Annotated in this window: 9 protein-coding genes, 1 pseudogene and 2 other annotated features; of the genes and pseudogenes, 4 read left to right on the top strand and 6 right to left on the bottom strand. The window is 68.1% G+C overall.

Features of this window, described 5'->3' with window-relative positions:
- Positions 1-27: 27 nt before the first annotated feature.
- From ACTMMA_RS17935 to ACTMMA_RS17955, 5 genes are all read right to left on the bottom strand, one after another.
- Positions 28-1,310 (bottom strand): IS3 family transposase gene (locus ACTMMA_RS17935; RefSeq protein ID WP_441189664.1). Its coding sequence is split into 2 segments (ribosomal slippage): positions 28-1,037 and positions 1,037-1,310, totalling 1,284 coding nucleotides; the frame shifts between segments, so codons are not numbered across the junction.
- Positions 907-1,041, bottom strand: a sequence feature (AL1L pseudoknot). Its footprint overlaps the gene before it by 135 nt.
- A gap of 175 nt (positions 1,311-1,485) precedes the next feature.
- Positions 1,486-2,783 (bottom strand): IS3 family transposase gene (locus tag ACTMMA_RS17940; protein WP_441191445.1). Its coding sequence is split into 2 segments (ribosomal slippage): positions 1,486-2,489 and positions 2,489-2,783, totalling 1,299 coding nucleotides; the frame shifts between segments, so codons are not numbered across the junction.
- Positions 2,356-2,505: a sequence feature (AL1L pseudoknot), on the bottom strand. It overlaps the preceding gene by 150 nt.
- 232 nt (positions 2,784-3,015) lie before the next feature.
- On the bottom strand, positions 3,016-3,522 hold the full coding sequence (locus ACTMMA_RS17945) for a hypothetical protein (protein WP_134772307.1): 507 nt from the start codon (positions 3,520-3,522) through the stop codon (positions 3,016-3,018).
- A 653-nt stretch (positions 3,523-4,175) separates the two neighbouring features.
- Complete coding sequence (locus ACTMMA_RS17950; RefSeq protein ID WP_441191446.1) at positions 4,176-5,375, bottom strand: IS110 family RNA-guided transposase; 1,200 nt, start codon at positions 5,373-5,375, stop codon at positions 4,176-4,178.
- 257 nt (positions 5,376-5,632) lie between these two features.
- Complete coding sequence (locus ACTMMA_RS17955) at positions 5,633-6,907, bottom strand: IS256 family transposase (RefSeq protein WP_441191450.1); 1,275 nt, start codon at positions 6,905-6,907, stop codon at positions 5,633-5,635.
- Between the two features lie 135 nt (positions 6,908-7,042).
- Between ACTMMA_RS17955 and ACTMMA_RS17960 the strand changes: the two genes are divergently transcribed.
- The 4 genes from ACTMMA_RS17960 (at position 7,043) to ACTMMA_RS17975 (ending at position 8,210) form a co-directional block, all read left to right on the top strand.
- Positions 7,043-7,294, top strand: a complete 252-nt coding sequence (locus ACTMMA_RS17960) for an antitoxin MazE-like protein (protein WP_229665787.1) — start codon at positions 7,043-7,045, stop codon at positions 7,292-7,294.
- Complete coding sequence (locus tag ACTMMA_RS17965; RefSeq protein ID WP_441191447.1) at positions 7,291-7,617, top strand: type II toxin-antitoxin system PemK/MazF family toxin; 327 nt, start codon at positions 7,291-7,293, stop codon at positions 7,615-7,617. Before ACTMMA_RS17960 ends, ACTMMA_RS17965 begins: the two co-directional genes overlap by 4 nt.
- A 105-nt stretch (positions 7,618-7,722) precedes the next feature.
- On the top strand, positions 7,723-7,971 hold the full coding sequence (locus ACTMMA_RS17970; RefSeq protein ID WP_441191448.1) for a DUF6290 family protein: 249 nt from the start codon (positions 7,723-7,725) through the stop codon (positions 7,969-7,971).
- Positions 7,968-8,210 (top strand): toxin, encoded by a 243-nt coding sequence (locus ACTMMA_RS17975; RefSeq protein ID WP_441191449.1) that lies wholly within the window; start codon positions 7,968-7,970, stop codon positions 8,208-8,210. The genes ACTMMA_RS17970 and ACTMMA_RS17975 overlap by 4 nt, the downstream gene beginning before the upstream one ends.
- Before the next feature lie 102 nt (positions 8,211-8,312).
- On the opposite strand, the pseudogene ACTMMA_RS17980 reads toward ACTMMA_RS17975, so the two are convergent.
- Positions 8,313-8,577, bottom strand: a pseudogene (locus ACTMMA_RS17980) (IS1634 family transposase); the annotation flags it as partial.

Raw genomic sequence — 8,577 nt, forward strand, 5'->3', positions numbered from 1 at the left:
TGAAGCGCCCCAGGTTCTGTGCCGCTCCTATACGGGTTGCGGCTCTCGGTTGAGGGTCGCGTAGTGGGCGTTCTCGTACTCCACTGGGGACATCATGCCAAGGCTGCCGTGGAGGCGTCGCTGGTTGTACCAGTCGACCCAGGCAGCGGTGGCGTACTCGACGTCCGCGATGGTCTTGTAGGGCCCGTCGCAGAAGACGGTGGTGCGGATGCACTCGGTCTTGTACAGGCCGATGGCGCTCTCCATCAAGGCGTTGTCGAACGCATCACCGACCGAGCCGATGGAGGGTCGCAGGCCTTCCAGGGCCAGGTGCTCGGTGAATCGCAGCGAGGTGTACTGCGACCCGGCGTCCGCGTGGCAGATCAGGCCGGGTGCGACGGGGTGCCCGTCGTGGTCACGCTGCCAGATCGCCATCCGCAGCGGGGTCATCACCAGGTCGACCTCCTTGGTCGTGGCAGCGTGCCAGGCCACGATCCGCTGGGCGAAGACGTCCAGGACGAACGCGACGTACACCCACCCGGTCCAGGCCCGGACGTAGGTGAAGTCCATCACCCAGGTCTGGTTCGGGCAGGTGGCGGTGAAGTCGCGATCCAACAGGTCGCCAGCGCGCCGCCCGTCCTTGGTGGGGATCGTGGTCCGGATGCCCTTGTCGCGGCGGAGGCCGGACAGGCCCAGGGCGCGCATCGCCCGGTCGACCGCCCCGGCCGAGGCGTCGGGCAGGCCGCTGCGGCGGACCAGCGCGGTCATCTTGCGTCGCCCGTACAGCCCTTCCGGGGCTAGCTGACGGGCGCCGGTGCGGGTGTTGGTGGTCCAGGCCAGGTCGCGCACCAGGTCCATCACCAGAGCATCGGTGTGCGTGCGGGCCGAGGGCTGGCGGGAGTTGTTCTTCCAGGCCCGGTAGGTGCGCGCGGCGACCTGCAGGCCCTGCTCGCGCAGGACCCGGCAGATCGACTCGACCGCGTGCCCCTGGGCGCGCTGGGCGTCGATGAACGCCATGATCATCGGTTCCGGGGGTCGAGCTCCCCCACGAAGAAACTCGTGGCCGCCTTCAGGATGGCCACGTCCTCACGCAGCCGCCGGTTCTCGGCCTTCAGCTTCTTGATCTCCGCCTGCTCGGCCGTGGTGGTCCCTGGCCGGTCGCCGGCATCGATCTCGGCCTGGGCGACCCACCGCCGCAACGATTCCTTGCCCACTCCTTCCTGCCGGGAGACCGCCAGCACGGCCGCGGTCATCGTCGGGTACTCGTTGCGGTGCTCCAGCACCAACCGCACAGCCCGAGCCTTCAGCTCGGGATCGATCTTCTTCGGCATGACATGCATCCTTCCGGACTCGAAAGGAAGCGGCATCAAACCTGGGGCGCTTCAGTTACCCGGGTCGTCCCAGCCGACCAGCCGCGCCCGTGCCGAGCGCAGCGACCCGTCAGAACCGTGGAACTCGACCGGGACAACTTCGATCTGAATCGCCCCGGGTTTCGTGGAGGCTCGGTTAGTTGGCTCCGGCCCCGGCGGGGACGGGGTTGTCAGGGTAGTGCTCGGGCGTGGTGGTTGCCCAGTGGTGGTCCTCGTACTCGGCGGGTGGGACGTGGCCGAGCTCGCCGTGCAGGCGCCGGTGGTTGAACCAGTCGACGTACTCGGCGACGGCCAGCTCGACGTCGCTGACGTTGGCCCAGCCGCCCTTGGGGCGCATGGCAGGGTTGCGGATGCACTCGGCCTTGAACAGTGAGTTGAAGGCTTCGGCCATCGCGTTGTCGTAGCTGTCGCCCTTGGACCCGACCGAGGCGACGGCGTCGGCCTCGGCGAGGCCCTCTGTGTAGCGAATGGCTCGATATTGAACTCCGCGGTCGCTGTGGTGCGTCAGCCCGGCAACGTCGCGGCCGGCCCGCCGCCGCGCCCACAGGCCCATGTCGAGGGCGTCCAGCGCCAGGTCGGTGCGCAGCGAGGTCGACACCTGCCAGCCCACCACCATGCGGCTGAACACGTCGATCACGAACGCCGCGTAGGTCCACCCGGCATGCGTGCGCACGTAGGTCAGGTCGGCCACCCACAATTGGTTCGGTGCCGAGGCGACGAACTCGCGGTTGACCAGGTCCGCCGGGCGCTCGGTCTCGGCGCCCTGCCCGAAGGTGGTCCGGGCGGTCTTCTCCCGCGGGATGCCCCGCAGCCTGGCCGCCTGCATGAGCCGCTCCACGGTGCAGCGCGCCACCGCGCTGCCCTTCCTCCTCATCTCGGCGTGGACCTTGCGGGCCCCGTAGACGCCCAGGTTGGCCTTGTGGACGGCCTTGATCTCTTCGGTCAGCTCGGCGTCACGCACCGCGCGGGCCGAGGGCGGGCGGTTCCGGGCGGCGTAGTAGGTACTCGGGGCGATCTGCACGCCGGCGTCCCGCAGGACCGTGCAGATCGGCTCGACCCCGAACCGGTCGCGGTGAGCGTCGATGTAGTCGACCAGCACCGCGGTGGGCACCTCTACCTGAGCTTGCGGTCGAGCTCCGCGGCCGCGAAAAAAGCCGCGGACGTTTTCAGGATCTCGTTCGCCCGGCGCAGCTCACGCACCTCACGCTCGAGATCGGCCAGGCGCTGCGCGTCATCGCTCGTGGTGCCCGGCCGGACGCCGTCGTCGATCTCGGCCTGCCGGACCCAGTTGCGCAACGCCTCGGGATGCACCCCCAACTGGTCCGCGACCCGCTTGATCGCCCCACGAGCCGACTGCGGGTCGGCCCTGGCGTCCAACGCCATCCTCGTCGCCCGCTGCTGCAGCTCGACGCTGTACTTCCTCGGTGCTGGCATGGTGCTCATCATCCTTCCCAGGATTGAAAGCCTCCATCAGACCCGGGGCGATTCACCCTGACGGGTACACCGGCCCGCACATTGAGGAACCCGCTCCGGTCCCAGCCTGCCCGGCGGTTAGGGCGAAGCTGTGGGCCACCAGCGGTAGGAGAGGGTCGGGAACGCCACCCTGACCGCACCCGATAAGGAACACGGAAAGCAGCGGCGTCCCAGGGCGGGGCCACCCGGCGGACTACGGCGACTTGTCCGCCAGCCAGGCGGTGATCTCGGGGCCCATGGGGTAGGGGCACGCTACTTCCGCCCGAAGATAGGCGTTCGGATCTTCAGGGTAGGGACTCCAGCGGTCGTCAAGGGCCTGCTCATTCCCTGCGTAGACGAGGTACTCGTTGGCGATGAAGGCGTCCACGCTCGGCGGCTCGGTCGATGGTGGGTAGCCACGCTGCCGGAGGCAGTCTGCTGACTCGACCAGGAGGGCGTGCTGGGCTCGGAGCTCGTCAGCGGAGTAGGGGATCTCGGTGGGAAGGGGCCCGAGCCTTTCCGTGATCGCCTCGTGGCATGCGGCTGACTGGGCCCGCCGAGCCTCGCGCTGATCTGATCCGCCGCCCGTGATCGTGATTCCCTCGCCGTCGTAGTGGGCGGGGAAGCCGTTCTCGGTGAGGCACGAAGCTTTGGCGGTCCACCACTGCCTGGCCATCTCGGCTTCGTTGCTCCGGTCGATCGGTGCCTCGGGGATGGCCATGCCCCACGCAGTCTCGCGGAGCGGGGCTGCCGTCGGGCCTCGCCCCGGATCGGGCTCAGCTACCCGCTGCGTGTGGGTTGCAGACTCCGTGGCCGGGTGACCGGAGTCGGTGCAGGCCGTCAGCGCCGCGCCAGCGGACACCAGGAGGATGACTGCACGGCTTCGGGGCAGGCTCACGGATTGAGACAGAAGGAGTAGGTGCCAGAGCTGCTGACGGTCCCGGATCCGGGCGCCTCAACCGACCAGTAGCCACCGTTGTACGTGCCAGCGACGTACCAGTAGCCCGGAGCTCCGCTGCGTTCGGTCTCGTACGGCTGGCCTGGGCCAACAATGTTCAGGGTGCCCGATCCTTGTGCGCGCACCCACGGATCAGACGGCTGAATGCATGAGGAACGGTACCGGTACCCGTCCTTGAATCCGTACGCGCTGCCCGGTATCGCCGTTGATACCACCAGGGCCAGGGCGAGCGCGCCACACGCCACAACCTGCGAGACAGACTTTGAACGAACCACTCCTAAGCTCCCGTCCAGCTGAGTGTAGATTCGCGGTCAACATACCAGACACGGCGAAAGGGGCAACCACAGCGGGACCGCCCATCCAAGGTATCGAGCGGGCGCGTGACGCCGGGGTGGGTCTGATGCTCCTATGGGGTGTCAAGCGGCTGTGAGCCATTGGCGGTAGCGGTCGGCGAAGTCGTCGTCGCGGCGTCTGCCGAGCTCGAGTTCACCGACTCTGGCTGGCCAGACGCCCATCGCGGAAGCGGCGTTGGTAAGGGTGATGTTCTTGGCCCGGCGTGAGGGTCGGAGGTCTGAGTAGTCGGGCACGGGGCAGTGGCCGGTGAGGGCCTGGAAGATCTCGCGGGCGACAGCTCGCTTGAGCGCCCGGTACACCGCCGGCACAGTCCAGCCCTTCTCGAGGTGCTTGTCGCGATAGGCGCGGGTGGTCGGGTCGTGGGTCATGCGGTTCTTCACGACGCGGTGCAGGGCGGCGTTGGCCTGTCTGTCCCCGCCGCGGGAGAGCCGGTGACGATCGGTGCGTCCGGAGCTGACGGGGATGGGCGAGGTCCCGCACAGCGCCGCGAAGGAGGCGGAGCTGCGCAGCCGGTCGGGGTTGTCCCCGGCGGTCAGGAGCAGCTGGGTCCCGGTGACCGGTCCCACGCCCTTGATGGCCATCAGGCCGGGGTTGGCCCGGGTGGCACGGGCCAGCATCCGGGCCTCGATGTCGGCGATCTCGGTGGCCAGGTCACGGTGGCGACGGGCCAGTGCACGGAGCGCGTGCAGCAGGTCCGCCTCGTCAGGGTCGGCGCACCGGCCCGGTCGCAGCCCGGCCAAGGTGCTCAGCAGCTTGGCGTCAGGCAGGTCCCGGTACCGGTCACGGACGGCAGCGGGGGCGTTGACGAGCACGCAGCCGATCTGCCGCCAGGCGGCCTGCTGGGCCTTGAGAGCCGATCGTCGGGTGATGTTCAGGGCACGCAGGGGTTCGATGCTGGCGGACTTGGGGTCGGTGCTGGCCTCGCCGGACAGCACGGACCGGGCGGCCCGGTAGGCGTCCAGGGCATCGGTCTTGCCCTGCTTGCGGCGCTCGGCCGGGCGGGTCCGGTTGACCTCCACAACCCGCACTCCGGCGGTCGTCAGCTCGGTGGCGATCCCGCGTCCGTAGCTGCTGGTTCCCTCCACCCCGACGGCGGTCAGTGGCCCGTGGCCGATCAGCCAGGCGACTGCGCGGCGGTACCCGGACTGGGTGGTCGGGAACTGTCTGTCGTCGACGTGCTGGCCGATGTCGGTGATAACGGCCACGTGGATTGTGTCCTTGTGCGAGTCGATACCACCGACTCGTCCTGGTGCGTCAGTCATGATGGGACCGGCCCTTTCTGATCCGAGGGGTCGGCACCGGCCGGGTCGGTCAGACAGGACATGCACCGGGCCCGCGTCACCGGGCCAGGCTCGTATTAGGTCATGCCCGACCGGCCGGTGCTCCGTGTCACACGGTGAGGGCCGGACTGATCAGACCATCGGTAGCCCAGCAGGGCACCAGTCAGAGGGTGGGTCACGACCCTCACCGCGCTGCTACAAGCATGCATGTCCGATGAACGGTGTTTCTGGCGTTCATCTCAGAGGTTCTCCGCGGCCGGCATGCGGTCGGCGAAGGTGACGGCGAAAGCGTTGAGCGCGGGCTTCCACCGCATGGTCCATCGTGCCTGCCCCGTGCCCTTGGGGTCCAGCCCGCGGGTCACCAGGTACAGGCACTTCAGCGCGGCCTGCTCGGTCGGGAAGTGCCCGCGCACGGTCACCGCGCGCCGGTACCTGGCGTGCAGGGACTCGATGGCGTTGGTGGAGAACAGCACCCGGCGGATCTCCACGTCGTAGGCCAGGAAGGGGATGAACTCCTCCCACGCCGCTCTCCACATCTTCGGGATCGCGGGGTAGGGCTTGCCCCACTTCTCCTCCAGCTCCTCGAACGCCGCCCACGCCGCCTCAACCGAAGGTGCGGTGTAGATGCGGCGCAGGTCCTTGGCCAGCTGGTCCCAGTACTTCCGGCTCGCGTAGCGCAGCGTCGCCCGGATGAGGTGGATCACGCAGGCCTGCACGATCGCCTGCGGGAAGACCGCGTTCACGCTGTCCGGCAGGCCCTTGAGGCCGTCGCAGACGATGAAGAACACGTCGGCCACGCCGCGGTTCTTCAGGTCAGCCAGGACGTTCATCCAGAACTTCGCGCTCTCGCCACCACCCTGCCCGGCCCACAGCCCCAGGACGTCTCGGCGACCGGCCAGGTCGACCCCGATCGCGGCGTAGAAGGGCTGATTGCCGACCTGCCCGTCGCGGACCTTCACGTAGATCGCGTCGATGAAGATCGCCGCGTACACCGGCTGCAAAGGACGCGAGGCCCAGGCAGCCATCTCCTCGAGCACCTTGTCCGTGATCCTCGAGACCGTGTCCTTGGAGATCGAGGCGCCGTACACCTCGTCGAAGTGCGCGGAGATCTCACCGGTGGTCAGGCCCTTGGCGAACAGGCTGATCGCGACCGCGTCCACGTCCGAGAGGCGTCGTTGGCGCTTCTTGACGATCACCGGTTCGAACGTGCCGGCCCGGTCCCGCGGCACCGCGATCGTCACCTCCCCGGCGGCGTCAGTGAGGACCGTCTTGGGTCGGGTGCCGTTGCGGATGTTGCCGTTCTCCGTGGTGGGTGCCTGGTGCTTCTCGTGGCCGAGGTGCTCGGCCAGCTCCTCTTCCAGGGCTGTCTCCAGGACGGTGGCGGTGATCGACTTGAGCAGCCCGTCCGGGCCGGTCAGGTCCTCACCACGTGCCCGGGCAGCCTTGACCAGCTCCCGGACCGCGGCCTGCTCGGCCTCGCTGCGCGAGGTCGTCCTCTTCACCTTCTTCGGCATCGAGCTCACGCTCGTGATCTTCTCGGTCATCACATGACCTTCCCCGCCAGCTGAGCCGGCGTGTCAGGCCAGAAACACCGTTTGGCGGACAGTCCCTTGCGCTGGGGACCCGAGTCTTCGGGCGTGGTTGGGGCCATGAACCCCTTCCGCCGCACCTTCGTTACATGTAACGTGGTGGGTATGACGGTTAAGCATCGAGTCAGCGAGTACCGGCGCAGGATGCGCGCACGCGGCCTTCGACCTGTGCAGATCTGGGTGCCGGACGTGCGTAGCGAGCGCTTTGCACTGGAAGCGGAACGTCAGGCGGCCCTGGTCGCCAGGGCGGACGAGCAGTCCGATGACCAGGAGTTCGTCGAAGCCGTCACCGCCCCCTGGGACGAGGAGTGAGGCGCGGCGAGCTGTGGACCGTCGCCGGGGGTGTCTACGCCTCCAAGCCGAGGCCCGCGCTGATCGTGCAGGACGACCTCTTCGAGGGCACTGCCTCGGTGACCGTGGCGCCCCTGACGACGACCCTGGTCGATGCCCCTCTGCTTCGCGTACGCGTCGCCGCCGATGATCTCACCGGTCTTCAGCACGACAGCCAGGTCATGATCGACAAGGTCACCACAGTCCGCCGCGAGAACGTCGGTGCGCGCGTTGGCCGCCTGGCGCCTGAGAGTCTCGTGGAGGTCGAGCGCGCCCTGATGGCTTTCCTCGGCCTGGCTAGGTAGCTGAGGAGCGAGACCACTGCGGACGTCCGCATTTGCCGCGGGTCGCTCGCCTGTCGTTCACCGTCCAGCCTTCCCTGTGCCACATTTTCGTTATACGCTCTCTTCATGGCAGGTGATGACCGGGTGACGGATGAGCAGGTCCAGAAGTGGGCTGACCAGGCCGAAGCCGGGTACGACGTCGAGGAGCTCAAGCGCCGCGGGCGAGGACGCCCCGGGCGTGGAGCCGAGCCGATGCAGGTGATCGCGGTGCGCCTTACGGCCGAGGAGATCGCGGCGTTAGACGCTTACGCCTCGCGGGAACACCTGTCACGCTCGGAAGCGATCCGACGAGCCCTCGCCAGCTACGCCGTGTGAAGGTTCACCGCAGCGCCCGCAAGCACGGGGTGCTGCCCGAGGACGCGACGCAGGCCGCGGACCTGCCGTTGTGGATCGAGCCGCTCGAGAACGAGGAATGGCCACACCGCGAGCTGCGGCTCGGCTTCGACACTCAGGCGCGGCTCCTGGAGACCGTGGTACTGATCTTTCGCAGCGGCGAAGAAATGGTCATTCATGCGATGCCGGCTCGTCGTCAGTACTGGGATCTTCTGCCCTGATCAAACACGCGGATCTAATGGGTTGTACCGATCCTCTGGCAGGCTCGGTTCCGGTAGCGGCCGGCGGGTCAGCACTCTCCGACCTGAGTTGTGACGTCTTAGTTACACCCCGGGGTTGAGGTAGTTCAGGAGTTCGCGCGCCTCGTCGGGAAGCTCGGGCTCGGCGGTGATGTGGTGGCCGCCGACGGTGATGGTTGCCGTGCGCAGGGGCCGCAGGGTGTTGAGGATCTTCTTGATCGAGGCACCGGTGCGCTGCTGGGCCTCGCGGGAGATCGCCAGGGCGGCGAAGACGATGGTCAGGTGGGCCTCGATCGAGTCGCGCAGCTGGTGGAAGATCGGTCGGGCGCGCAGGTCGGACTTGACCATC

This window comes from Ornithinimicrobium panacihumi, from assembly GCF_052073805.1.
Classification (GTDB): Bacteria; Actinomycetota; Actinomycetes; order Actinomycetales; family Dermatophilaceae; genus Ornithinicoccus; species Ornithinicoccus panacihumi.